Origin of the sequence: Lutispora saccharofermentans (assembly GCF_024363565.1) — a bacterium.
GTDB classification, from domain to species: Bacteria; Bacillota; Clostridia; order Lutisporales; family Lutisporaceae; genus Lutispora; species Lutispora saccharofermentans.
Genome location: NZ_JAJEKE010000002.1, coordinates 205,350 through 227,660, shown reverse-complemented (window position 1 = coordinate 227,660; position 22,311 = coordinate 205,350). Strand labels below are relative to the sequence as shown.

The window sequence follows — 22,311 nt, the reverse complement described above, 5'->3', positions numbered from 1 at the left end:
TTATGCTTCGCATATGATCTAACGCATTGCCTATACCAACATCTTCCGTGTCTTTCAGTGGTTTCCATTCCCCCTATTTCGCATCGGGTACAAAGAGCTGATAACCATTCTTTTTGTACTCTTTTATGATGGTCTGTCCCTCCTGGGAGGTTATAAATTCAACAAAAGCCATGGCTGAGTTATAGCCTATGTTCGGATATTTAGCAGGATTTATTGCAATCACTCCGTAGGGATTGAACAATGCTTTATCCCCTTCCAGCACTATCTTCATGTTCACCTTGTCCTGATAAGCATACCAGGTACCGCTGTCGACCAATGTATAAGCTCCCTGCTCATTTGCCATGGTCAAAGTTGCTCCCATTCCTTGCCCAACCTCCATGTACCACTTCTGGGCTTGTGGTTCAATATTGGCCAGCTTCCATAAATCCTTCTCCTTCTTATGGGTTCCCGATTCATCACCTCTGGATATAAAGGTCGATCCATTGTCAGCAATCGCTTTCATGGCTGAAACCGCATCCTTTGCTTCAGATACCTTGGCCGGATCATCCTTGGGTCCGACCAGCAGGAAGAAATTGTACATTACATCTCTTCTGTTCACTCCAAAGCCCTCTGCTACGAAGGCATCTTCTGATTTTCTGGAATGAACCAGGATCACATCCGCATCTCCTCTTTTTCCCATCTCTATAGCTTCACCGGTGCCCACTGCTATGACCTTCACATTGACACCATATTTTTTACTGAAGGCAGGCACCAATGTGTCCAAAAGGCCTGTGTCCTGAGTGCTGGTTGTAGTTGCCAATACTATATTCTTCTCCAGCTTGGACAGGTCGATTTTGGTCTCTAACGATTTGATCCGTTCCTCCAGCTTTATTTTTTCTTCCATTACCTCATCTAATTTTTTATCAAGACCTTCCAGATATTTGCCGGTGACATAGCCCACCCTTTTGTCAGGATGGCTAATTTTGTACCAATTGCCCGCCTTGCCTAAAACAACTACTTCAGTTCCTTTTTTAATTACATCTAAAATATCCTGATCAACCCCGGGTCCTTTTCTGAAATATGCATTGACTGTAGTCCTGGCCAGTCCTCCTACGAGAGGAGCATTGTCCGCATACGCAGCAGTTGCTGTTCCAAGCATTATGCTGAAAGCAAAGACGAAAACCATAATGGTTGCGAAAATTTTTGAATTCCTTCTCATTTTTCCCTCTCCTTTAATAAATCATTTTACCATCTATAAAAGCCCCGGTGATTTCATTTTTGGGGCAATTAAACAAACTCTCCGTAGTATCATAATCTATGATCTTGCCGTTTAGCATAAAAATCGTATTGTCTGAGAGCCTCTTCGCCTGAAACATGTTATGAGTAACTATGATGACAGAAAGGCCATAATTAGCTTTGCCAAACTTGATCAGGTCTTCAATAATGGATATATTTGCAGGGTCCAGATTGGCTGTAGGCTCGTCCAAAAGAAGCGCCTTAGGTCTTACTACCATAGCTCTGCCGATTGCCACTCTTTGAGCCTCTCCCCCTGATAAAGTGGCGGCATTTTGATTCCTCTTATCCTTCAGCCCGGTTATCTCCAACACTTCTTCAACTTTCTGACTGATCTCTTCTTTTTTCATTTTTCTAAGCTTTAAGCCATAGGCCAGATTTTCATATACCGTGGCGGTGAACACCAAAGGCTTCTGAAATACCATGACCATGCTTCGCCTTATGTCCAATGTCAAAGCTTTATGCCCTATCATAGAATCCTCAAACCATATGCTGCCTGAGGAAGGAGCTTCTATTACATTGAGCAGGTGTAAAAGAGTGCTCTTGCCTGCCCCGCTTGGACCTATGACGGCAGTAATCTTTCCCTTTTGTATTTCCATCTCTTCAATATCTAATACAGTTTTGCCCGAGTATTCTTTTTTTAAGCCCTCTGTTTTAAATATGTAGTCTGCCAAGTTAAACCCTCCTTCCTTTAAGAAACTGAAGGAAGAAATTTATGATAAAAGAAAGAAGCAAGAGTATAATTCCTAATGCAAGGGCTGTCTGAAATTCTCCCATGCCTTTTTGCAATGCTATAGCAGTGGTCATCACTCTAGTCTGATATCTGACGTTTCCACCGACCATCATAACTGCACCGACCTCAGCCATGAGCCTTCCAAAGGCAGTTATAACCGCTGTGCCGATGCCATATCTGGCTTCTCTCAGGATGGTAGCAAAAAGCTGAGAGGGAGATGCACCCATTGTAATCGAAGTTTTTATTACCAGGCCATCAAGAGACATAAGAGCGGTATGGGTAAGCCCCGTAACGATAGGCAGTGCTAATATTATCTGTGCTATTATCATTGCAGCCGGTGTAAACAGCAATCTCAGATCGCCGAACAGCCCCATCTGATTGGAAAGCATGATATACACAAACAAGCCTACCACCACAGGAGGAAGGCCCATAAAGGTACTTATTATATTGAGTATGATCCCTCGCCCGGGAAACTTCTTCATATACAGTATTGCAGCAGTGGGAATGCCTATGATGCTGCTTATTATCAGGGATACTGCAGATATTCTGAGCGTCAGAGAAATTATACCGTAAAGTTCTTTATCGAAGGAAAAAAGAAGGTTAAGAGCTTTAGTAAATGCTTCTGCAAAATATGCCATGAAAATCACCTTTCGCCTGTTTTAATAAAAAAATAAAGATTATTGCATATAACCATGTTTGGCATAGACTCAAAAAGAGCAACCCGAAAGGATTGCTCTTTTAATTCTAATATAATAGAATCTGATTTTTCCTTTCCAAATACGGGAGGCTTCAGCATTTCTGCCGGAGCCCTTTGGTTTAATTTCCATGGGCTTGTCCTTTAGAAAATTAAACTCGGAAAATCTCACTATATTTAAGATACCATATATTGATATTTTTTTCAAAGCTTTTATACCTTTTCTGCGCCGTCTTCAGCATCGGATGATACCTTTGCTGTCCTTATATACACGTTATAATAGGATAAGGGAACTATTACAGCGCCGCCGATAATGTTTCCGATGGTTACGGGGATCAAGTTTTTCATCCAGATCTGGCCCCAGGTAATCGGCGCACCTATAAACATCCCCAGAGGGGCAAAATACATATTTGCTACGCTATGCTCATAACCGCAGAGCACAAAAAGCATTATGGGAAACCAGCAGGAAAATATTTTGCTTATGATATCTCTCGAGCCTGTGGCCATCCAGACAGCCAGCACAACAAGGATATTGCACAAAATGCCTCTTATAACAGCAGCTCCAAAGGATATGGCAACCTTGGCATTTGCTATTGCGATTGCCTTTTCTGCCGCTGCTCCCGTCATGAGATCGCTGTTAGCCACCAGTAAGGCCAATATGACGGAGCCTGCAAAATTTGAGGAATAAACTATTACCCAATTTCTAAGAAGGTCCCTGACTTTATAATTGCAATTCAAGCAGCCCAATACCATCAAATTATTCCCGGTGAAAAGCTCTCCGCCGCAAATAACAACAAGCATCAATCCGACCGGGAAGGCTGCGGCAAAAATAAATTTAGACATGCCCAGATCAATGGTTGCATAAGTCTGCCCGATAATAATCGCTCCTTGAGCGCCAAAGCCTATAAAGGCGCCTGCGAAAATACCCAAAATAATCATATGAATCACCGAAAGCTTCGCTTTTCCGGCACCGGCATCAATAGTAGCCTGAGCAATCTCTTTTGGAGTAAGCAATCTCTTTTCCATCAAGATGTTCCTTTCTATTATAATATACATTATTTCCCTCAGGTTAATTTTAACATTTTCCTCACAATGCGTCTATGAGCGGTAGAGATTTTTAATAATTGATTCATGCGCTATGTTTTTGTTCTAAACATATTTTACATTAGGCAAATCCTTATTACAATGCAATAAAATTGAACGAGACTTCATCCATACTTGCTGAATTACCGCTATATAGAACAAAGGAAATTTATACTTTCCTATGCATTATAAAAAAACAGGCCCAAAAGAATATCCTTCTGAACCTGTTTTCCTATTTAGTTAACATATGCGTTTGCTTCATATAAAACCTTTTAATGCCTTATAGCGAAGACAATACCGCTGCCTTGCTGATAATTCCCTTTAGTTTTTGTTCCTCATCAAGCACTGCTATGGGATATTTAGATTTGGCGGCCAAATGCAATACATCTTCGATAAGCTTTTCTTCATTTACAGTATATACATCGCTGGTTATCATGGAGGATAAAGCCAATCCCTCTTTATTTGCACGAACCGCATCATTGATAGTTATAACGCCTATGAATTTCATTTCATCGTCTACCACATATGCCGTAGATACACTATTGGCTCTCATCTCTCTTATGGCTTGGATGGGAGCATCCTTGGGCCTCACCAGGCATGTGGGTGTAATCATGACATTCTTGACGCTCAGCACCTTTGCTTTATCTGCGCTGCCGATAAATTTAGAAACATAATCATCCGCCGGTTTAGCAGACATATTCTGCGGTGTGTCTATCTGAATAATTCTGCCGTCACGCATTATAGCAACAGTATCTCCTAATTTGAAAGCTTCATTTATATCATGGGTAATAAATATTACTGTTTTCTGAAGCTTTCTTTGGATTGAAAGAAGTTCGAACTGCATATCACGTCTCACCAATGGGTCCAGCGCTGAAAACGGCTCATCCATCAATAGCACCTCGGGATCATTTGCAAGGGCTCTGGCAAGCCCCACTCTCTGCTTCATGCCTCCAGAAAGACTGTTAATATGTTGATTTTCCCAGCCTTCCAATCCAACCATGGAAATCATCTCCGTTGCCTTCTTCTTACGATCCTCCTTTGGTATGTTCTTTACTTCAAGACCATAGGCCACATTTTCAAGGACTGTTCTGTGACTCATGAGACCAAAATTTTGAAATACCATTGAAATCTTATTGCGTCGATAGTCTAGAAGCTCCTTTTTGCTGAATTTATCAATTTCACTGTCTTCGTAAAATATTTCTCCTGAGCTGGGCTTGTTCAGCCTGTTCAAGCAGCGTACAATTGTGGACTTTCCTGAGCCTGACAGTCCTATTATGACAAAAACTTCCCCTTTTTTTACCTCAAAGGATACATCCCAAAGAGCAACAGTAACTCCGGTTTTTCTATGCACCGTTTCCTTGTCTGTACCTTCCTTTATAAGCTTTATGGCTTCAGCTTTATTTATTCCATATAGCTTTGATACGTTTTGGGCCCTCATTATAATGTGATTATCCACTTCTATTGCACCTCCTTGTTCTTGACAAGTCCTTGAGTGAGGCGGTCAAGTATAATAGCCACAATAACAATACAAATGCCAGGCATCAAAGCCTTACCCATCTCTGTACGGTTTGTGGCTAAGAGTATTTCCATACCGAGTCCGTTTGCGCCGATTAATGCACAGGTCACCACCATTGACATAGCCATCATAATTGTTTGATTTAAACCGGTCATTATAGTTGACATTGCTTGAGGTATCTGTACCTTAATCAAGACCTGCATAGCAGTTGAGCCAAAAGCCTGGGCTGCCTCGACCACTTCTTTATCGACGTGAGTAATTCCATGGCTAGTCATGCGAATCATAGGTACGATTGAATAGATGGTGGTTGCCATCAACGCAGGAGTCTTTCCTGTACTGAACAAGATAACAGCAGGCACAAGATAAACAAAAGTCGGCATAGTCTGCATTAAATCCAAAATGGGGCGTATGATTCCTTCTGCCCTTTTATTCATCGCAATTAAGATGCCCAGAGGAAATCCCAGCACTAAGGAAAGAATGACAGAAGCTATAACAATGCTGAGGGTTTCCAGCATATGATCCCAAAGTCCGCAAGTGCCTACGAAAAACAACATCGCTCCGTAAAGCACACCTATACGCTTCTTCCCGCTTATTTTCCAGCCAAGTATCATAATGATTAAAATCAGCATCCACCACGGTATGATGGTCAGTAACCAATTTATCCCTTTAATCGAACCTATTACAGCAGATTTTATCGCGGTAAAAACCGCTCTATGCTCTCGGCTGAAGGATTTAATCCATATATCAATGCTATCGCCAACGTTAAACTGCCATATCTCGGGAAATTTTATTAGATATTCGTTCAAATGCTTGTCCCCCTTCTAAATGTCTTTATGAATTCAGAGCATCCCTTACTTTCTGAGCTCTCTCAGCGGGCAGCCATTCATCCAACAAGTAATCATGCTCCTTAAGAAACCATTTAGCTGTCTCCTCATGAGTTTTCCCCGTCTCATCCAAATGTGCCAAAGCGCTGCTTATAAGCTGACTGCCTGTTTTGTACTTCTGGAAAAATTCCAGTAAATCAGGAGCTTTTTCTGCAAATTTACTGCTGCTCACAATCTTAAGCTCCTGTTTGGGGAAGCCGCATTTACCCTCCAAGTAAAGCTCAGGATCATAGGGTGCGTCCTCAAGAAGCACTAAGTCCAGCTTTCCGCTGATCCATGTAGGCTCATAGCAATAACCTACCCAAGGTTCTCCCAGGTTATATGCAGATGCAAGTGATGCAAATAGAGTTGCTTCACTGCCAAGTCGTGTATAGTTGTACATCTCATCAAGGCCATAGGCTTCATACTTTTTATATAGTATTTCATCTGCCATCCATCCGGGAATTGAACCATAGATCCTTCCTTTGTTTGGATTCTCATCATCCGGAAAAAGCTTTGCATATTTTTTCAGATCTTCAACTGTTTTCAAATCCGGAGCAACAGCTTTTATTCCGCGCTTTTCATCTCCTTCAATTACATAACGGGGAACATATAAGCCCTGAGCACTATCAGGAACCAATACACCCACATCAACAATATCGCCTTTTGCCACATCATCCGGATAGGTTGCCACATTGTCTGTCCAGCTCTCGATGTCCAGGTCCACATCACCGGTGATCATTGCCTGCCAGTTCATAGTAGATGAGCCTGTGGAAACTTCAAAATCGTAGTCGTCATACGCGTTTTCAACAATCAGCTTTGCTATCTCATTATGCAGCATCTGACTGTCCCAACCGTTGTTTGTTGCTGTTATGGTTATCTTTTCAACCTCCTTGCCGCTGCAGCCTCCAAATACTGCAGTAATGCTAAATATAAGCATTAAAATAAATGCTGCTTTTCTTTTCATCTATTAACTCCTCCTTCATAAAAATTAACAAACAACTTTATAATATCACAAAGTTGTCACTTTGGTCAAATTGAGGAAATCAAAAAGCAGGCATAAAATCATGTATTTATATGATTTCCACCTGCTTGATAAATATTTTTCAAAGCCATAAATTACAAATATAAATAATTTTTCACTCTTTCAGGACAATTATCATCTCCTACAAAGTATAGTACATCTCCTTGTGTAATAACCGCATAGGGACCGGGAGACATCATTAACTCATCATCATGCCTTATTGCTACAATAGTTGCTGCGGTATGATGCCAAAAATTAATACCACTAATAGTCTCACCTAAATATTTGCAATTTGCATCAACTGTTATTTCATACGGAATAAAAGGATTGATAGCTTTTAGACTGTGGGTTTTGTCAATGAGCTTATCAAGCATTTTTTTTAGATAATCGTTTTCTTTGTCCTGACGCTCAAGACAATCTAGAATTTCATTTTTTAAGTCATTTACAGATTGTATGGCTGTATATTCCTTTACAAAATCGATTGCTTTTTCGTATGATTTTATCAAAACGCCGCTGCCTCTCCAAACCTCAACAATTCCTACATCCGATAGGATGCTTATTGCACGTCTGGCAGTCTCCGAAGAAACATTATATTGGCTTGACAGAACCGAGCGTGTATATATTTTATCACCCACTTTATAGTGTCCGCTGGCAATTTTTGATGCTATGTCCAACGCAATATGTTGATACCTTGGACCTGTAATATTGATACTTTTATCCAAAACTCTCACTCCTTGCAGAGATAGCACATCTATCATTTTGTATCTAAATTATAACATATTTGCCTGTTAATACACAAAAAAGAAAGACTAACTATGCATAAATAATTGATGCAAAGTTAGTCTTCTATTATTTATTTTTCTAACTGAATGTTGTACCAGTGATTCTGAAAGTCCTCTATTCTTCAGTCTTCTGAGTTCTATCCAATACTTTGATTATTATAAGAGCTACTGCCCCTCCTATTAATGCGGTAAATAGCTGCGGAAAGCTGAGAGCGACCTTTATAGGCGGTTTTACAGCCACAAAATAGTTTACTGCAGAATACAACAATCCGAACTTCAATAAGGCAGCAAGGCCAACCCCCATTATCTTCCCTTTAGTCTTCAATATAGAGTAGACGGCCACATATAAGATGTTGCCTGCTACAATAAATGGAACCACGGGAATCAATGCAGGAGGATTAACCCCCAAAACTACAGACATAAGAGGGGTTATAGCACCGATTGCTGCCGCCCAGGGCAAGCCGCAGAGCTGGGCTGCAACGATCAGCACTGCATTGATACCAGAGCCCGTTACCAGCTGACCCATCTTCACAAACTGAAAGACTAAAGCCACCGCAAGGAGTATAGCGGCTCTGGTTAAGGTCTTGGTACTTTTATCTATCATGATCTATACCCTTTCTCTTTTCACATAATGAGTATGGAGCAGGTGATGAGCTTTATGCCCGTTGGCTTCTCCTAAATACTCATCGTATAAGGCTTTGATTTCAGGATTCTTATGAGATTTTCTCAAAGGCATTTCAGCGTCCATGGTATATAGCCCCTGAGCTCTCTTTTTGCATACCTCTTCAGTCTTTTCCTTATCTATTATAATCGGCTGTCCTCCGCCATTTATGCATCCTCCGGGGCAACCCATCACTTCTATGAAGTGATAGTTGGCTTCCCCATTTCTAACTTTATCAAGAAGCTTTCCTGCGTTGGCTGTGCCGTGGGCTACAGCAACCTTTACCTCAAGGTCTCCTATCTTAACTGCTGCTTCTTTAATTCCCTCGAGTCCTCTGACAGGGTTATAATCTATGTCCTTTAAATCCTGTCCTGTAAGAATGTCTGCTACAGTCCTCAAAGCAGCTTCCATTACACCGCCGGTTGCTCCGAATATTACGGCAGCACCTGTTGATTCACCCATAACCTTATCGAATTTGCTATCTTCCAAGGTACCGAAATCCATTCTTGCTTCCTTGATCATCCTTGCCAGTTCTCTGGTAGTTATGACAGCATCTACATCCCTCAAGCCGTCAACTTTCAATTCTTCTCTGCCTGATTCAAACTTCTTGGCCGTACAAGGCATTATGGATACAACAAAAATTTTCTTGGGATCAATACCCATCTTTTCTGCATAATAGGATTTTGTCAATGCGCCCAGCATCTGGTGCGGTGACTTGCAGCTTGAAAGATTATCAAGAAAATCGTTGTGATAATGTTCACAATATTTAATCCAGCCTGGAGAACAGGAAGTGATCATCGGAAGCTTGCCTCCGTTTTTAATCCTGCCTAAAAGTTCAGTGCCTTCTTCTATTATTGTTAAGTCTGCAGCAAAATCCGTGTCGAAAACTTTATCAAAACCTAATCTCTTTAAGGCAGATACCATCTTTCCTTCTACGTTAGTGCCTACAGGCATACCGAATTCTTCGCCCAAAGCAACTCTAACCGCAGGAGCTGTCTGTGCTACAACGTACATATCGCTGTTATCCAATGCTTCCCAGACTCTGTCTCTGTCATCTTTCTCCCTTAATGCACCCACAGGACATATCTTTATGCATTGGCCGCAATTTATGCAGGCTACTTCAGACAAGCCTTTATCATAGGATGTGGTTACAGTCGTCTTGACTCCTCTTCTTGCAAAGTTAATAACCCCAGTGCCCTGTACATTCCTGCAAACGCTTATACACCTTCCGCAGAGTATGCATTTATTCTGATCCCTGACCACTGAAGGTGATGCCGTGTCTACCGCGTATGTTATCTTTTCTCCTTGGAAGTCCAAACCATCTATGCCCATTTCTTCACAAAGCTTTTGAAGCTCGCAGTTAAGGTTTCTGGAGCATGTCAAACATTCTCTTTCATGTCTGGCCAATATAAGCTTGAGAATTACAGATCTGGCTTCTCTCACGTCTTTTGAATTGGTTTTTACTTCCATGCCTTCTGCAACGGGAAGCACACATGACGCCTGCAAAGATCTGGCTCCCTTTACCTCTACAACGCACATTCTGCAAGCTCCGACCTCATTAATATCTTTTAAAAAGCAAAGTGTAGGAATATTAATGTTTAATGACCTAGCAGCTGCCAAAACTGTTGTACCTTTTGGTACTTGGGTTTTGATACCATCAATTGTCAGGTTTACCATTTCCATAATGTTTATCCCCCTTGTCATGTAAATTGGATAAGTTACTAAAAAATAAACTCCCCAAAAAAGGAGTTTATTAACAACCATAAACAAATCCGTATACCACTAAGGCTACGGTTCTCAAATTTAGCTCCTTTCCAAACACGGGCAGCATGAGCATTTTCATTCAAACCCGTTAGCCTGTACTCCATAAGAAAAATGCTCTCTGGACTACCGACTCGGAGTTATTTTTTTATCATATTTATTCTAATATATTGTTAATGCTTTGTCAATTAGTTTAGAAGCAATTAATTCTATTTATCGGCTATCGGATTTATGTGAAATTGATTCTAATTCCTTTCGGCACATTCAGAAGTTTCTCCCCTTAAAGTCTCTATACCATGCCTCAGCACTGGAATTACAACGCTTAGACATTCTCGGACTCCCTTGGGACTTCCGGGCAAATTTATTATAAGGGATCTGCCTCTGATGCCTGCCATAGCTCTGGAAAGCATAGCCTTAGGCGTCGCTTTAAGGCTTTCAGCCCTCATGGCTTCAGGTATCCCCGGTACAATCCTCTCAATCATCTCCAAAGTGGCTTCCGGAGTAACATCCCTGGGTGAAAAGCCGGTTCCGCCGCTTGTCAAAATCATATCGATGTTTAAACTGTCAGCCATTTCTTTTATCGCTTTTTTTATATCTTCTCTTTCATCCGGCACGATCATATATTTTTTCATAATGCCGCCCATAGGCTTCAGCAATTCTTCTGCGGCCGGCCCCGATTCATCTTTCCGCTCTCCTCTGGAGCCTTTATCGCTGACGGTTATTATGCCGAATGTAAATGCAAAATCTTTGTTCATAAGCTTCCTCCTTCTTTTCTATGGGGTATTTCTTATAGGTCAGCCACTAGCCGCTGGTCGCTAGCCTCTGGCATTAGGGTATTCCTTTGGGGTCCTGGGGAGCAGGAACCACTGAAAGACACTGAATGGGGCACTGAATTACACGGAAGAGAGCAATAACCCATGTCATTGTTATGAAAATCATGTTTTGCTGTCATCCTGAGGGAGAATACGACCGAAGGATCTTATACCACAGAGGAATACCAAGATCCTTCGCTGGTGCTCAGGATGACAAGCTTCGCTTTAAACCGCCCATCTACCTGTCAGATTATTTGATATTCATTTAGTGTTTTTTCGTGTTGTCTTTGTGTCTTTCAGTGGTTCCCGTAACTCTCTGACTCCAGCGGCATACTCAAAGCCAGAGGCTAGAGGCCAGAAGCTAGTAGCTGACCCGTAAGGAACACCCCAGTCCCTCCTGAGTTCTGAGCTCTGAATCCTGAGTTCTAAAACCCATTTGCCCTAACACTTAGAGCTCAAATCCCTGAAATAAAAATCTCCTGATTTGCCGCCTGTTTTTTTCACAAGATGTATATCAGATATGACCATCTCTTTGTCTATGGCTTTGCACATATCATATATAGTAAGGGCTGCAATCGATACGGCCGTCAAAGCCTCCATCTCCACGCCCGTAACTCCGTATGTTTTTACCGTTGCAATGATATCGATTTTGCAGTTTTCCTTATCTATATTGAATTCAAGATCCGCACCGTAAATATTGATGTTATGGCACATCGGTATTATTACAGAAGTGCTCTTGGCTCCCATTATTCCGCCCACCTGAGCTACAGACAGCACATCTCCCTTTTTTATTTTGCCCTCAATTACAGCTCTTATGGTTTCCTTTTTCATGTAGACGGAACCTCGAGCCACCGCTTCTCTCAAGCTTTCCTCCTTTTCCGTAACATCCATCATCTTTGCATAGCCTTTTTCATTTATGTGAGTCAATCTTTCCAAAGCGATTACCTCCCAATCCAGTTTCTTATCTACTATTATACTTCCTCAAGCCAATTATTAACAGTATACTTTATTCAAATCAAACGATAACTCCATCCGAGCTTTAGAAAAAGGCATAAAAAAAGCTGCGATAATTCGCAGCTTTTTATCTGTTTTAGTACATTCCCATGTCTCCGCCCATTCCGCCTCCAGGCATCATGGGTTTTTCCTTTTCAGGAAGGTCTGCTACTATGCTTTCGGTTGTAAGAAGCATTGATGCTATAGATGCAGCATTCTGCAATGCGGATCTTGTAACCTTTGTAGGATCAACTATACCTGCTTCTATCATATTGACATACTTATCGTTTGCCACATCATATCCTACTCCGGCTTCGCTGTTGATGACCTTCTCAACTATTACTGAACCTTCAAGGCCTGCATTTTCTGCAATCTGTCTTACAGGTTCTTCCAAAGCTCTCTTTATGATCTGAATGCCTGTCTTTTCATCCCCATGAGTATCCTTTAAAAGAGCCTCAACTATTTTTATAGCATTTACCAAAGCAACTCCGCCGCCGGGTACTATACCTTCTTCTACGGCTGCTCTTGTTGCTGCAAGGGCATCTTCGATTCTCAGCTTTCTTTCTTTGAGTTCAGTTTCTGTTGCAGCACCAACCTTGATAACTGCTACGCCGCCTGCCAATTTTGCAAGCCTTTCCTGAAGCTTTTCTCTATCGAAATCAGAAGTTGTCTCTTCTATCTGAGCTTTTATCTGTCTTACTCTATCCTTTATAACCTGAGCATCACCTGCACCGTCAACGATTATGGTGTTCTCCTTCTGAACTTTGACCTGTCTTGCTCTTCCTAATTGGCTCAGCTTTGTTTCCTTAAGGTCTAGGCCCAATTCTTCGGATATCACCTGGCCGCCTGTGAGCACAGCTATATCTTCAAGCATTGCCTTTCTTCTGTCGCCGAAGCCTGGAGCTTTTACAGCAACACAAGTGAAGGTTCCTCTGAGTTTATTTACAACCAATGTTGAAAGAGCTTCGCCTTCGATATCTTCTGCGATTATCAAAAGCTTTTTGCCCTGCTGTACGATCTGCTCTAATACTGGGAGAAGATCTTGAATGTTGGATAATTTTTTATCCGTGATAAGTATATATGGATCATCCAATACAGCTTCCATCTTTTCTGTATCTGTGATCATGTACATGGAAACATAGCCTCTGTCAAACTGCATTCCTTCAACAACATCCAAAGTTGTGCCGAAGGTATTTGATTCTTCAACAGTTATAACGCCATCCTTGCCTACCTTTTCCATAGCTTCTGAAATTATATCCCCTATGGCTTCTTCTCCTGCTGATATGGAAGCAACCTGTGCTATGGCGGATTTGCTCTCTATGGGCTTGGAAACGCTCTTCAATTGTTCTACAGCGGCTTCGACAGCCTTGGCTATACCCTTCTTCAATACCATCGGGTTTGCACCTGCTGCAACGTTTTTCAAGCCTTCTCTGATTATAGCCTGAGCCAGAATTGTAGCTGTAGTTGTTCCATCACCTGCAACATCATTTGTCTTTGTTGCAACTTCTTTTACCAACTGAGCTCCCATATTTTCAAAAGCATCTTCCAGCTCTATTTCTTTCGCTATGGTAACACCATCATTTGTGATCAGGGGAGAACCGAATTTCTTATCTAAAACAACATTTCTTCCCTTTGGTCCGAGAGTTATCTTAACTGTGTCAGCCAGTTGATTTACTCCTCTTTCAAGAGATCTTCTTGCATCTTCGCTAAATTTAATCTGCTTTGCCATTTATTTAACCTCCCTTTATTATTCTACTATTGCCAATACATCATTTTGTCTGAGGATCAGATATTCTGCTCCGTCCATCTTGACTTCTGTTCCTGCATATTTGGAGTATATTACCCTGTCTCCAACCTTTAATTCCAAAGGAACTTTCTTGCCGTCTACAATCTCGCCTGAGCCGACAGCCAGGATTTCACCCTGCATAGGCTTCTCCTTTGCAGTACCGGGCAGAACTATACCGCTTTTGGTTGTTTCTTCGCTTTCCAATACTTTAATAACTACTCTGTCTCCAAGTGGTTTGATATTCATTAATAACCCTCCTTAAAGTTTTTGTATTTAAAATTTATATGTATCCCCTTTATTAGCACTCATTAGCGTTGAGTGCTAATTACATTATTATAATAATTAATGAAATTATTATTAGCAAATTCATAATTTTCTATTTTAGTGGGTTTTTTGGCTATATTCGCCTAATATTTCAATTTAACTCCGTATTACATTGTTTTTCTCTCCCTATATATGCAATCAAGCTATCTATATGAAAATTTTACCTAATTTATTGTCACCCATTATTGCTAATATATTCGTTCGTTGAATCGTTTATTGAAATTAGCATGGTTTTCCAGTATAATTATATAAATATACCAAGTATTCGATATAAGGAGGGTTATCAATGTCGTTAAGAGATGTTTTGAACAAATCTAAAAAAGAGAAGAAAAAAGCTCAGGCAATAGATACAGCTAAGAAAGTAGGAGTAGGCCTGGGGGTAGGCGCGGCAGTTGGTGCGGCCGCAGGTGTGCTCTTTGCGCCTAAAGCCGGCGAAGAGACCAGGAAGGACATAGCAGATGCTGCTAAAAATGCTGCTCAAAGCGTAAAGGAAGGCGCAGGAGAAGTAGGAGAAAAGATATCCAAAATAGTGGAAGAAGGAAAAGAGAAGATAGCTAATCTTAAGAAGGATAAAGAAGCCGATGAAGAAGTTGCCGCAGGAGGAGACAAATGCTGCGACGATCATGAGAGCTGCTGCGGAGGATGCGCTGAGGTCGAAGAACCAAAAATGGGCAGCTGCTGTGAAGATTAATAAGAAGAAAAGGGGAGTAGGATATGATATCGTATAAGGATCTGGGACTGCTCATACTTTTTCTGATCGCCACAGGGCTGGGCATATATCTGTTTATTGCATTGAACCACCTCACCTGCATATTGAAAAGGGTAAGAGGAATATTGGACAAGCACGAGTCTGATATTGACAAAACTTTGGACAAGCTTCCTTCCATCGCCGGCAATATTGATGAGGCTGCAGTAAATGTAAAGCAGGGTGTGGAGAAGGCAGCTGCTACGGTAGATTCTATAGGCGATACGGTAACTGAGACCGTGGCCGCTGTGAGCTCAGGCACTCAGGAAGCTGTAGAATATGTGAAGATTATCAGCGAAATAGTTAAGGTACTGATAAGCACCTTTGGGAAAAAATAATACCCCGATCAGGGGTATTATTTTTTTAGTGTCCCTCGCATGAGTCATGGTGTTCGTGCTCATGGCAGACGCTGCCCGCAGATTTAAGCTCTCCCTTTAAATAGCTCTCCGCATTGTGTGACGGGTCACCTGAAGCACCTGTTATGACTTCGATGTTCTTTTCATTAAATATTTCGATGGCTCCGCTGCCCATACCACCGGAAATTATTACGTTAACACCCAAGTCATTTAGGTAATTAGGCAGAAAACCGGGTTTATGCCCTGGATTTTGGAAAAATTGCTTTCCGCTTATCCTGCCTGCTTCCTCTGTAAATATTTCAAAGCCCTCGCAATGTCCAAAATGCTGCGCTACCTGATTTCCTTCTCTTGCTACTGCGATTTTCATAAATTATCTCTCCTCTCATTTATTTTTATCAGCTTGTCAATACCTTATATATCTCTTCCCATATACCTCTTAATGCATCTGCTGCAGGGCTGTCTGGCATATCCATAACGGTCTTGCATTGATTTACTGCTTTGACTACCGAAGCATCAAAAGGTATCCTGCCTATTAAAGAAATGCTCTCCTGATTGCAAAATTCCTCAATTTCATAAGCCTTGTCTGTATTTACATCATATTTATTTATGCATATCAAACAAGGTACCCCAAATCTCTCTGCAGTTTCGATGATCCTTTTCATATCATGAATACCTGAAATAGTCGGTTCCGCTACGATAAGGACTAAATCTACTCCTGTTATAGAAGCTATTACCGGGCAGCCAATACCCGGTGAACCGTCAATTATAGCAAACTCTTCATCAGCGGCGAAGTTTTTTAAATTTTTTCTTACCTCTGTCACCAGCTTTCCGGAAGCTCCGTTTCCAGTTCTAAGCTGGGCTTGTGAAAAGATTTCCCCATTAATTGCTGATACCGTTGTAATCCCTGATATATTTTTCTCCAAATGAATCGCTTTTTTCCCTTTGTCATCTTTTACAGGGCAAAAAGCCTCACATACACCGCAGCCCTCGCATTCCATAGGCTTCAAAATGCCATTCCTGATGGCTGAGAAGCGGCATAGCTCTTCACATTTGCCGCATTGTATACATATATCATAATTTTTCACGGCTTTTTTTAATCCATAATAGGGCTTTTCTTCTTTTATCTCCCCATCAGAATAAATTATATGAAGATTTGGTGCATCTACATCGCAATCTGCGAAGGCTTTTTTCCCAGCCAGCTTTATGAAAGCCCCTGCTACGGTGGTCTTGCCTGTACCGCCCTTACCGCTCAATATGAGCAACTGCTTCATGCTGCACCTCCTCTTGAACTCTTTGAAGGATTTCCTCGAATACAGCAAGGTATTTATCATCCTCTGCAGCAGCAATCCTTCCTTGTGAATTCATAGATCCGATCCTGGCATCGTATGGAACCCTGGAAATAACAGGAATATTATTTTGTGAACAGTAATCATCCGCTACGGTTTCTTCTTCAATATATTTGTTTATTATCACTCCGTGAGGTTTGTCAAACAGCTTCACCAACTCATACACCATAGCCAAATTATGGACGCCAAACAAAGTAGGCTCTGTAACAAGGATACAATAGCCGCAATCCTTTATGCTCTCCATAACGGCGCAAGAGCTTCCGGGAGGGCTGTCAATAATATAAGTATCGTCTTTTGAGATATTCTCCGATAATTTCTTTATAATGGGTATGCCCACTGCTTCGCCGGTATTTAATATACCTGTTCTCGTTTTGACTCTCCCTGATATTCCATATTCGACTTTTCCTATGACCCGTCCCTGTTCTGTCAAAGCCTTTCCCGGGCATAGCAATATGCAGCCCCCGCAATCATGGCAAAGCTCTTTAAAAACAAGCAATCTATTATTAGCCAAAGCCAAGGCATTGTACTGGCAAAAATCCACACATATTCTGCAGGCATTGCATTTCTCGAAATCAGCTTTAGGTATCATGACCTCTACATTTTCCTCGGCGGTAATCTCGGGTTTAAGAAACAGCCGGCCATTCGGCTCTTCTACATCACAGTCAATGTATGTTGCGTTTTGAGCTGCAAAGGCGAGATTGACTGAGACGAAGGTTTTCCCCGTGCCTCCTTTGCCGCTGAGCACAGCAATCTGCATTTTTAAGCTCCTCCATGGTTATGATATCCGGCGTGTATATCTGTCAGCTCTTCAAGTATTCCTGAAATAAACATTTGCACTGCATCGCTGACAGTTCCGGGTGAAGCTTTATAAATTTTGATTCCTCCCGCTTGCAATACATCCGCTGCATTCTGACCGCAACGAAAGGTGATAATTGCATCGGCTCCGCTGTCCACAACAGCCTGAGCAGCTTTTATTCCCGCTCCTCCTTGTGCACCGGCTGCAGTATTGTCAATTACCTTATAGCTCATATCCTTGATGTCCACTAAAATAAAAGTTTCTGTTCGCCCAAAGCTTTGGTTTACCGGGCTTTCAAGGCTTTTCCCCTCTGAAGGTATTGCAATTTTCACAATGAACAACCTCCCTATAATAATTTTGGACTGATTTATGGTTTGAGATTCTTTTCTATAAAGTCCAAAGCTCCAGATAGATAATCATTGTTCAGCCTCTCAATTTCGCCTTTATCACAAGCCTCAGCTATAGAAGGGTCTATTGGCATTCTGCCGAGGACCTCAATCCCCAACTCACCTGCAATATCATCTATATGGCTGTCTCCGAAAATTTTAATCTCTTTACTGCAATCCGGGCATTTCACATAGCTCATATTTTCTACAATGCCTAATACGGGTATATTCATGGATTTTGCCATATTGTAAGCTTTCCGCACTATCATATGGACCAGATCCTGGGGAGAGGTCACTATTATAATGCCGTCCAAAGGTATGGATTGAAATACTGTCAGCGGCACATCCCCTGTTCCCGGAGGCATGTCAAGGAATAAATAGTCTATGTCTCCCCAAATGACATCAGACCAAAACTGTTTCACTACACCGGATATAAGAGGCCCTCTCCATATCACGGGAGAATCATCACTGTCCAACAGTAAATTTACAGACATTATTTTTATGCCATTATGGGTTTTCTCCGGCAATATACCTGACTCAGAGGACATTGCCCTCCTGTTTATCCCAAACATCTTGGGTATTGAAGGTCCTGTAATATCCGCATCCAGAACTCCCACTTTGTAACCTTTTCTCCTTGACAGGACTGCAAGAGCGGAGGCCACCAGGGATTTTCCTACCCCACCCTTTCCGCTGACTACTCCTATGACTCTTTTTATTGAATTCAACTTATGAGCCTCGACACTGAAATCATTTTCTATTTGTGCATCTCCACAGCCTCCTGAGCAGCCAGTTCCTTCCTCGCAGCTCATGTTTTCGCATTCACATTTATTCTTATCCATAAAACCCATCTCCTATATATTATTATTTATATTTATTAAATAAATTCTTTGAAGTTTTGGACAAATAAAATTTATCTGCCTCTGCATCCATTGCAATTGGTGCAATTCTTATACACTTCACAGGTATTGCACATCTCTGCTTTATCACTTGCTATCATGCAATATGTGTCTTCAATCTTCCAGCAAGGCTTTGCCTCATTCACCGGAACCGGGCTATTTTTGCGGGCGCCTCCCCGGCAATCCTTTTTGAACCAGCAAGGATACATGGAAATAATATGCTTTACTCCAGCAATATTGAGACCCTTTTCGTCCATCAAATATTTAATGAACTTCAGCCTTTTTAAATCATTATTGGAATATTTTCTTTGATAACCCTGCCTGTCAGGTTGTATAAGTCCATTTCTCTCCCATACCCTCAGAGTTTCCGGATGCTCGCCTATAAGGCGAGCAACCGTACCTATGGTATAAAGTCCTGTGCATTCGTCAAACATAACAATCACCATTTAAATATTTCTTTTTTAATATTATATAAGTTGCAATAAATACGTTACATAGCTTTTATCAGTTAATATAAGCTTACTGCTGTAAAATATTTAATGCGTCATATATAGATATTTTATATCATCAGGGGCAAATAGAGAAGGCTATATCATCTCTCTTATTCTATTCCTGTAATCCATAATTGTTGAAATACCTGACACTTCACCGGCTTCCTTAGTAAGAGCTATTATGTCGGTTCGATCTATTTTGTCCAAAGCAAATTTACGATTCAGAGCCATCATCTGGCGAAGCCCTGTAGAAACCCGGTTGATATAGGAAAATACCCCAATAGCTCCGGGGGCAATATTCTCGGCATCAGGACCATATGTATCTTTCAGCAGCCTCACATCTCTATAAATGCCCGACAGGCTATCTCCATATTTCTGCAGATCTTTAGGTATCTCTCCTTTAGCGATCAATTCCCCTGCTCTTTTGCCTGCCATAGCTGCAGCCATTGCGGCTCTTCCTATGGCGATCATGGAAATATAAGGTGCCCCTAAGGAAAGGCCCTTAAAAATCTGGTCTTCCATTGCAAATCCTCCGGCTGCTGCGACTTTTGGCAAGGTATAGCCTTTATCTTTCATCTCATTCAATATATCATACAAGATGCTTTCCATATATACAGGCGGCAAGCCCCATTCATTCATCATCTTGCACGGGCTGTTTCCGCTGCCTCCCCCGGCGCCGTCAAAGGTAACCAGATCAATCTTATTGTTCGAAGCAACCTTCAGCACCCTTATAATATCCGCCGGGTCAAAAGCCGCCATCTTAAAGAGAATGCGCTTTACTCCATGCTCTCTCAATTGAGCTATTCTTTTTTCCAGCATTTCTTCGTTCCACATGGGAAGCTTGCCTATTCTTTGAAAGTGGGGGCCGATGCCTTTTTTATGCTTCTCCTGAACTATCGGATCAGAAGGGTCCGGAATTATTAAATATCCTTTTTTCTGAAATTCCAAAGCATCCTCCAGCTTATATACAAAGCCCATGCCTTGTATGCCTTTAGCTGCCTGCCCGAACTTAAGCTCTACCGTGGTTGCTCCCAATTCTTTTATTGCGTAATCTAAAACTCCTATATGTTCATCATCCACATTAGCCTGCAGTACAATATCACCATAGCCATTATGATATCTATTAAAGCTATTAATCATTTTCTCCAAAAGAGGAGATTTTACTACCTTATTATTGCTCATTTGCAGTTCCGCGTCTTTGACCACTGCATCTTCGCCGATGACTGCCATTATTCCTGACAAGGCAGCACCCCCATAGTAGTCGGGCCAATTCAGCTTAGCCATAGCCGGCAGAATAAAAGGTGCTTTTAGTTTGATTGGATTATCAATCCCCACCGCAGTGCCGATATCCACGTTAGGGAAGCTGGCCTTGTATGTATCCGCATCAATGCCTGATGCACCAAATACATGACCATTGATATTGAAATGCGAAAAATCTACCGGATAATCCTTTTCCGATGCAAATTGGCTTTTATCGGCTCCGACAGGATAAAGGGCTTCCTCCCCCCGGATAGCGGAATAACCGATTTCACAGCTTCCTATGCAATCTGCCGTACATACGGAACACATCCCTGAAAAAGGCGATAATTTTTCAGGAGTCCTCATTTTCGTATTGGTAACCGTACTGCCTAAGGATGGACTAAAAGACATGAAAAACCCTCCTTTAAATTTAAATCTGGACACAGTTCTCTATTCTTATAAATAAAATTATGTATACATTAAGCCGCATCTTCCAGACAAAAAATACACATGCATCTCATTAAATTATAACTTTTTATTTATTATATTTCAATAAATTTATTGAAGTTTAAGGTGAAAACTATTCTGCTTTATCAATATCTTTAAGCCTTTTGTTTACAGCATCCAATTGGCCTTTGAGATATTCTGCGGTGCTTTTTAAATGCTCAGCTTCATTCATAGAAAAAATATTCATATCTTCAGCACAATAGCCTCTCATTGCTCTTCTGGAGGGCAATGAAGGATTGCATCTGCAAAAGGGATAAGCATTAGGACCCTGTCCTCTCATATTCCATCCTCTCATTCTTACACCTCCTCCTCTTTATAGAGATGCATGCGATTATCCCTTTTAGTCTCTGCCTCCTCTGAATCTCCTGCAATGACCCATACCATTCCGACTGTCACTCATAAGCTCATAATCTCCGCCTTCTATCCTAATTGCTTTTCCATTTATAATGGCATCTGCAATTTTATGTCTGGCAGAATTAATAATTCTCTGAAAGGTACCTCTGGAAACATTCATTTTTTCTGATGCGGAATCTTGTTCCATAGCTTCAAGATCAGAAAGTCTGAGAGCTTCTACCTCTTCAAAACTGATTATGACTTCTTCGAAATCTTTGGATTGGGGATAAAAATATTGATTATCGGGCATAAACTCTATTCTTCTGCATTTTCTTGGCCTAGGCATTTTATCACCTCATTTAGTTATGTGCATATGCTCATAACTAATAATACCTCTGATTCTTACTTCTGTCAATAAGTTTTTAGAAAATAGAAATATTTTACTTGACATATTTTGTTTACAATCGTAAACTTAAATTAATGTTTACAATTGTAAACAAAATCATGATAGATAGGAGGTATTGCTTGTGGGCGATATTCCGAGGATTTCGGAAGCAGAATGGGAAATAATGAAGCTTGTATGGAAAAGCAGCCCTATAACATCAGATGAGATAATAGCATCTCTGTCAGATAAAATGAATTGGTCCGGCCAGACCATAAAAACATTCATAAACAGGCTTCTTAAAAAAGGTGCAATAGGCTTTGAAAAATCCGGCCGCAACTATTTATATAATCCCATAGTATCCGAAAAGGAATGTATAAAGGCTGAAAATAAGTCTTTTCTTGAGAGAGTATATGACGGTACTGTAAGCATGCTTTTTTCAAACTTCTTGGAAGACGAACCTTTAACCGACAAAGAGATTGAAAAGCTCCAAAAGCTTCTTGAAGAAAAGAAAGCAGAGAGGATTTAAT

At 41.2% G+C, this 22,311-nt stretch carries 26 protein-coding genes and 2 riboswitches; of the genes, 3 read left to right on the top strand and 23 right to left on the bottom strand.

Annotated features, from left to right (window positions below):
* Positions 1 to 73: 73 nt before the first annotated feature.
* The 14 genes from LJD61_RS03975 to groES form a co-directional block, all read right to left on the bottom strand.
* Entirely contained in the window at positions 74 to 1,198 is a 1,125-nt protein-coding gene (locus LJD61_RS03975) for a substrate-binding domain-containing protein (RefSeq protein ID WP_255226214.1), read from the bottom strand.
* A gap of 13 nt (positions 1,199 to 1,211) precedes the next feature.
* Positions 1,212 to 1,946 carry an ABC transporter ATP-binding protein gene (locus LJD61_RS03970; protein ID WP_255226213.1) on the bottom strand — a complete coding sequence of 245 codons (735 nt, stop codon included), beginning with the start codon at positions 1,944 to 1,946 and terminating at the stop codon, positions 1,212 to 1,214.
* Position 1,947: 1 nt separating this feature from the next.
* Positions 1,948 to 2,643 carry an ABC transporter permease gene (locus tag LJD61_RS03965; RefSeq protein ID WP_255226212.1) on the bottom strand — a complete coding sequence of 232 codons (696 nt, stop codon included), beginning with the start codon at positions 2,641 to 2,643 and terminating at the stop codon, positions 1,948 to 1,950.
* A gap of 112 nt (positions 2,644 to 2,755) precedes the next feature.
* A riboswitch (molybdenum cofactor riboswitch) is annotated at positions 2,756 to 2,875 on the bottom strand.
* 37 nt (positions 2,876 to 2,912) lie between these two features.
* A complete protein-coding gene (locus LJD61_RS03960; RefSeq protein ID WP_255226211.1) occupies positions 2,913 to 3,725 on the bottom strand; it encodes a formate/nitrite transporter family protein in 813 nt (270 codons plus the stop codon).
* A gap of 337 nt (positions 3,726 to 4,062) precedes the next feature.
* A complete protein-coding gene (locus LJD61_RS03955; protein WP_303740663.1) occupies positions 4,063 to 5,220 on the bottom strand; it encodes a quaternary amine ABC transporter ATP-binding protein in 1,158 nt (385 codons plus the stop codon).
* 20 nt (positions 5,221 to 5,240) lie between these two features.
* Positions 5,241 to 6,104 (bottom strand): ABC transporter permease, encoded by an 864-nt coding sequence (locus LJD61_RS03950; RefSeq protein ID WP_255226209.1) that lies wholly within the window; start codon positions 6,102 to 6,104, stop codon positions 5,241 to 5,243.
* A gap of 25 nt (positions 6,105 to 6,129) precedes the next feature.
* Positions 6,130 to 7,128 (bottom strand): glycine betaine ABC transporter substrate-binding protein, encoded by a 999-nt coding sequence (locus tag LJD61_RS03945; RefSeq protein WP_255226208.1) that lies wholly within the window; start codon positions 7,126 to 7,128, stop codon positions 6,130 to 6,132.
* 152 nt (positions 7,129 to 7,280) lie between these two features.
* Positions 7,281 to 7,907 (bottom strand): TrkA C-terminal domain-containing protein, encoded by a 627-nt coding sequence (locus tag LJD61_RS03940; RefSeq protein WP_255226207.1) that lies wholly within the window; start codon positions 7,905 to 7,907, stop codon positions 7,281 to 7,283.
* Positions 7,908 to 8,082: 175 nt separating this feature from the next.
* A complete protein-coding gene (locus LJD61_RS03935) occupies positions 8,083 to 8,571 on the bottom strand; it encodes an ECF transporter S component (protein WP_255226206.1) in 489 nt (162 codons plus the stop codon).
* Positions 8,572 to 8,574: 3 nt separating this feature from the next.
* Entirely contained in the window at positions 8,575 to 10,311 is a 1,737-nt protein-coding gene (locus LJD61_RS03930; protein WP_255226205.1) for an NADH-dependent [FeFe] hydrogenase, group A6, read from the bottom strand.
* A gap of 108 nt (positions 10,312 to 10,419) precedes the next feature.
* A riboswitch (molybdenum cofactor riboswitch) is annotated at positions 10,420 to 10,541 on the bottom strand.
* A gap of 93 nt (positions 10,542 to 10,634) precedes the next feature.
* Complete coding sequence (locus tag LJD61_RS03925; protein ID WP_255226204.1) at positions 10,635 to 11,144, bottom strand: MogA/MoaB family molybdenum cofactor biosynthesis protein; 510 nt, start codon at positions 11,142 to 11,144, stop codon at positions 10,635 to 10,637.
* 498 nt (positions 11,145 to 11,642) lie between these two features.
* Entirely contained in the window at positions 11,643 to 12,137 is a 495-nt protein-coding gene (gene moaC, locus LJD61_RS03920) for a cyclic pyranopterin monophosphate synthase MoaC (protein ID WP_255226203.1), read from the bottom strand.
* 154 nt (positions 12,138 to 12,291) lie between these two features.
* Positions 12,292 to 13,923: a chaperonin GroEL gene (gene groL, locus LJD61_RS03915; RefSeq protein WP_255226202.1), complete on the bottom strand. Its 1,632-nt coding sequence runs from the start codon at positions 13,921 to 13,923 to the stop codon at positions 12,292 to 12,294.
* 18 nt (positions 13,924 to 13,941) lie between these two features.
* On the bottom strand, positions 13,942 to 14,226 hold the full coding sequence (gene groES / locus LJD61_RS03910) for a co-chaperone GroES (RefSeq protein WP_255226201.1): 285 nt from the start codon (positions 14,224 to 14,226) through the stop codon (positions 13,942 to 13,944).
* 364 nt (positions 14,227 to 14,590) lie between these two features.
* Here groES and LJD61_RS03905 point away from each other — a divergent pair, with 364 nt between their 5' ends.
* Together LJD61_RS03905 and LJD61_RS03900 are read left to right on the top strand one after the other, a co-directional pair.
* Positions 14,591 to 14,995 (top strand): YtxH domain-containing protein, encoded by a 405-nt coding sequence (locus tag LJD61_RS03905; protein WP_255226200.1) that lies wholly within the window; start codon positions 14,591 to 14,593, stop codon positions 14,993 to 14,995.
* 23 nt (positions 14,996 to 15,018) lie between these two features.
* Positions 15,019 to 15,387 carry a hypothetical protein gene (locus tag LJD61_RS03900; protein WP_255226199.1) on the top strand — a complete coding sequence of 123 codons (369 nt, stop codon included), beginning with the start codon at positions 15,019 to 15,021 and terminating at the stop codon, positions 15,385 to 15,387.
* Between the two features lie 25 nt (positions 15,388 to 15,412).
* Here the strand turns inward: LJD61_RS03900 and LJD61_RS03895 are convergent, their stop codons facing one another.
* From LJD61_RS03895 to LJD61_RS03855, 9 genes are all read right to left on the bottom strand, one after another.
* Positions 15,413 to 15,772, bottom strand: a complete 360-nt coding sequence (locus tag LJD61_RS03895) for a NifB/NifX family molybdenum-iron cluster-binding protein (protein ID WP_255226198.1) — start codon at positions 15,770 to 15,772, stop codon at positions 15,413 to 15,415.
* A 28-nt stretch (positions 15,773 to 15,800) separates the two neighbouring features.
* Complete coding sequence (locus LJD61_RS03890) at positions 15,801 to 16,676, bottom strand: ATP-binding protein (protein WP_255226197.1); 876 nt, start codon at positions 16,674 to 16,676, stop codon at positions 15,801 to 15,803.
* Positions 16,648 to 17,508 (bottom strand): nucleotide-binding protein, encoded by an 861-nt coding sequence (locus tag LJD61_RS03885; RefSeq protein WP_255226196.1) that lies wholly within the window; start codon positions 17,506 to 17,508, stop codon positions 16,648 to 16,650. Before LJD61_RS03885 ends, LJD61_RS03890 begins: the two co-directional genes overlap by 29 nt.
* 2 nt (positions 17,509 to 17,510) lie before the next feature.
* Positions 17,511 to 17,879 (bottom strand): NifB/NifX family molybdenum-iron cluster-binding protein, encoded by a 369-nt coding sequence (locus tag LJD61_RS03880; protein WP_255226195.1) that lies wholly within the window; start codon positions 17,877 to 17,879, stop codon positions 17,511 to 17,513.
* A gap of 35 nt (positions 17,880 to 17,914) precedes the next feature.
* Positions 17,915 to 18,772, bottom strand: coding sequence for an Mrp/NBP35 family ATP-binding protein (locus LJD61_RS03875; RefSeq protein WP_255226194.1), 858 nt, complete (start codon positions 18,770 to 18,772; stop codon positions 17,915 to 17,917).
* A 71-nt stretch (positions 18,773 to 18,843) separates the two neighbouring features.
* Positions 18,844 to 19,263, bottom strand: coding sequence for a MerR family transcriptional regulator (locus LJD61_RS03870; protein ID WP_255226193.1), 420 nt, complete (start codon positions 19,261 to 19,263; stop codon positions 18,844 to 18,846).
* Between the two features lie 153 nt (positions 19,264 to 19,416).
* A complete protein-coding gene (locus LJD61_RS03865) occupies positions 19,417 to 20,970 on the bottom strand; it encodes a glutamate synthase-related protein (protein WP_255226192.1) in 1,554 nt (517 codons plus the stop codon).
* Between the two features lie 169 nt (positions 20,971 to 21,139).
* Positions 21,140 to 21,361, bottom strand: coding sequence for a DUF5320 domain-containing protein (locus LJD61_RS03860; RefSeq protein WP_255226191.1), 222 nt, complete (start codon positions 21,359 to 21,361; stop codon positions 21,140 to 21,142).
* 45 nt (positions 21,362 to 21,406) lie between these two features.
* Positions 21,407 to 21,745, bottom strand: coding sequence for a DUF134 domain-containing protein (locus LJD61_RS03855; protein WP_255226190.1), 339 nt, complete (start codon positions 21,743 to 21,745; stop codon positions 21,407 to 21,409).
* A 181-nt stretch (positions 21,746 to 21,926) separates the two neighbouring features.
* Between LJD61_RS03855 and LJD61_RS03850 the strand changes: the two genes are divergently transcribed.
* The gene (locus tag LJD61_RS03850) at positions 21,927 to 22,310 is read left to right on the top strand and encodes a BlaI/MecI/CopY family transcriptional regulator (RefSeq protein WP_255226189.1); all 384 of its coding nucleotides are present in this window, start codon (positions 21,927 to 21,929) and stop codon (positions 22,308 to 22,310) included.
* Position 22,311: the final 1 nt, after the last annotated feature.

What these genes read in the sequence shown, in the direction of transcription:
- LJD61_RS03975 (WP_255226214.1), bottom strand. Translation starts at nt 1,198, where the DNA reads ATGAGAAGGAATTCAAAAATTTTCGCAACCATTATGGTTTTCGTCTTT.
- LJD61_RS03965 (WP_255226212.1), bottom strand. Translation starts at nt 2,643, where the DNA reads ATGGCATATTTTGCAGAAGCATTTACTAAAGCTCTTAACCTTCTTTTT.
- LJD61_RS03960 (WP_255226211.1), bottom strand. Translation starts at nt 3,725, where the DNA reads ATGGAAAAGAGATTGCTTACTCCAAAAGAGATTGCTCAGGCTACTATT.
- LJD61_RS03955 (WP_303740663.1), bottom strand. Translation starts at nt 5,220, where the DNA reads ATGAGGGCCCAAAACGTATCAAAGCTATATGGAATAAATAAAGCTGAA.
- LJD61_RS03945 (WP_255226208.1), bottom strand. Translation starts at nt 7,128, where the DNA reads ATGAAAAGAAAAGCAGCATTTATTTTAATGCTTATATTTAGCATTACT.
- LJD61_RS03935 (WP_255226206.1), bottom strand. Translation starts at nt 8,571, where the DNA reads ATGATAGATAAAAGTACCAAGACCTTAACCAGAGCCGCTATACTCCTT.
- LJD61_RS03930 (WP_255226205.1), bottom strand. Translation starts at nt 10,311, where the DNA reads ATGGAAATGGTAAACCTGACAATTGATGGTATCAAAACCCAAGTACCA.
- LJD61_RS03925 (WP_255226204.1), bottom strand. Translation starts at nt 11,144, where the DNA reads ATGAACAAAGATTTTGCATTTACATTCGGCATAATAACCGTCAGCGAT.
- groL (WP_255226202.1), bottom strand. Translation starts at nt 13,923, where the DNA reads ATGGCAAAGCAGATTAAATTTAGCGAAGATGCAAGAAGATCTCTTGAA.
- groES (WP_255226201.1), bottom strand. Translation starts at nt 14,226, where the DNA reads ATGAATATCAAACCACTTGGAGACAGAGTAGTTATTAAAGTATTGGAA.
- LJD61_RS03905 (WP_255226200.1), top strand. Translation starts at nt 14,591, where the DNA reads ATGTCGTTAAGAGATGTTTTGAACAAATCTAAAAAAGAGAAGAAAAAA.
- LJD61_RS03900 (WP_255226199.1), top strand. Translation starts at nt 15,019, where the DNA reads ATGATATCGTATAAGGATCTGGGACTGCTCATACTTTTTCTGATCGCC.
- LJD61_RS03895 (WP_255226198.1), bottom strand. Translation starts at nt 15,772, where the DNA reads ATGAAAATCGCAGTAGCAAGAGAAGGAAATCAGGTAGCGCAGCATTTT.
- LJD61_RS03890 (WP_255226197.1), bottom strand. Translation starts at nt 16,676, where the DNA reads ATGAAGCAGTTGCTCATATTGAGCGGTAAGGGCGGTACAGGCAAGACC.
- LJD61_RS03885 (WP_255226196.1), bottom strand. Translation starts at nt 17,508, where the DNA reads ATGCAGATTGCTGTGCTCAGCGGCAAAGGAGGCACGGGGAAAACCTTC.
- LJD61_RS03875 (WP_255226194.1), bottom strand. Translation starts at nt 18,772, where the DNA reads ATGGATAAGAATAAATGTGAATGCGAAAACATGAGCTGCGAGGAAGGA.
- LJD61_RS03870 (WP_255226193.1), bottom strand. Translation starts at nt 19,263, where the DNA reads ATGTTTGACGAATGCACAGGACTTTATACCATAGGTACGGTTGCTCGC.
- LJD61_RS03865 (WP_255226192.1), bottom strand. Translation starts at nt 20,970, where the DNA reads ATGTCTTTTAGTCCATCCTTAGGCAGTACGGTTACCAATACGAAAATG.
- LJD61_RS03860 (WP_255226191.1), bottom strand. Translation starts at nt 21,361, where the DNA reads ATGAGAGGATGGAATATGAGAGGACAGGGTCCTAATGCTTATCCCTTT.
- LJD61_RS03855 (WP_255226190.1), bottom strand. Translation starts at nt 21,745, where the DNA reads ATGCCTAGGCCAAGAAAATGCAGAAGAATAGAGTTTATGCCCGATAAT.